We start from the raw sequence: 1059 nt of genomic DNA on the forward strand, positions 1-1059 counted from the left end.
TTGCGGTGGCAACTGCGGGAAAAGAGAAGGCGATTAGCCGACCCGAGCCTGGTCATCCTGGACACGCAGAGTATCCATGCCGCCGTCGGCGTCCCGGCCACCACGACGGGCAAGGACGCGGCGAAGAAGGTGCCGGGGCGCAAGAGATGCCTGGCCGTGGACGTATTGGGCCTCGTCGTCGCGGTCGCCGTCCTGCCGGCCAGTGCACACGACAATGCCGCCGGTATCGAGCTGCTGGACGGCGTGGCCGCCCAGACCGACACGGTGAGCAAGGCCCTGGTCGACCAGGGCTTCAAGAAGAGCGTCATCGACCACGGCAAGCAGTACGGCATCGACGTCGAGATCGTCGAACGCAACCCCGCTGACAAGGGCTTTGTCCCGCAGGCCAAGCGGTGGGTGGTGGAGCAGACGAACGGGATCCTGATGTTCTACCGGCGGCTGGTCCGCGACTACGAGCACAGGCCCGCCACCTCCCGCTCACGCGTCTTCTGGGCGATGACCTCCGTCATGGCCCGCCGGCTCACCGGCGCCACCATCCCTGCCTGGAGGACGCGGTGAGCGACAACCCGCAGATCAGCGCCGTCCTGGCCTACGTCGAGGCCCGCGAGCGTGAACTGAGCGAACAGGCTGGACAGCTCCGCTCCCGCATCGAGGATTTCACTGCCCACCTCGGTGAACTCGACGCGGAGAGCGAGAACCTGCGCATCACCCGCAAGACCCTCCTTGCCATCCCCCGACCTGATCCCGTCGAGGAAACACCCCGCCCCGACGCGCCGGACCACCCGGCCTACCAGCAGATCCTCGCCGCCCTTACCGACGCCGGCCGTCCGCTGCGGGCCCGCGACCTGTGCGAGGCACTCGACCTGCCGATCCTCCCGAAGAACACCGAAGGCATCCGGTCCAAGCTGAAACGCCTGGTCACGCGAGGCATCCTCACCGAACCCGAACCCGGCCTGTTCACTCAGCCCCGCGCCTGACCAGCGACCCGATCCGCCGACCAGGGAACCTCACCCAACTCCAAGTCCGAAAAGGGCATTACCTCGCTTACCGCACTCTCAG

General features: G+C 67.1%; 2 protein-coding genes. Both read left to right on the plus strand.

Annotated features, from left to right (window positions below; translation table 11 throughout):
- Nucleotides 1-558 (plus strand): transposase (locus AB0I52_RS32850; protein ID WP_363078838.1); only part of this gene is annotated, 558 nt, incomplete at its 5' end.
- Nucleotides 555-977: a hypothetical protein gene (locus AB0I52_RS32855; protein WP_363078840.1), complete on the plus strand. Its 423-nt coding sequence runs from the start codon at nt 555-557 to the stop codon at nt 975-977. The genes AB0I52_RS32850 and AB0I52_RS32855, both read left to right, overlap by 4 nt.
- The last annotated feature ends 82 nt before the right edge of the window (nt 978-1059 follow it).

Origin of the sequence: Streptomyces sp. NPDC050423 (genome assembly GCF_040655445.1) — a bacterium.
GTDB lineage: Bacteria > Actinomycetota > Actinomycetes > Streptomycetales > Streptomycetaceae > Streptomyces.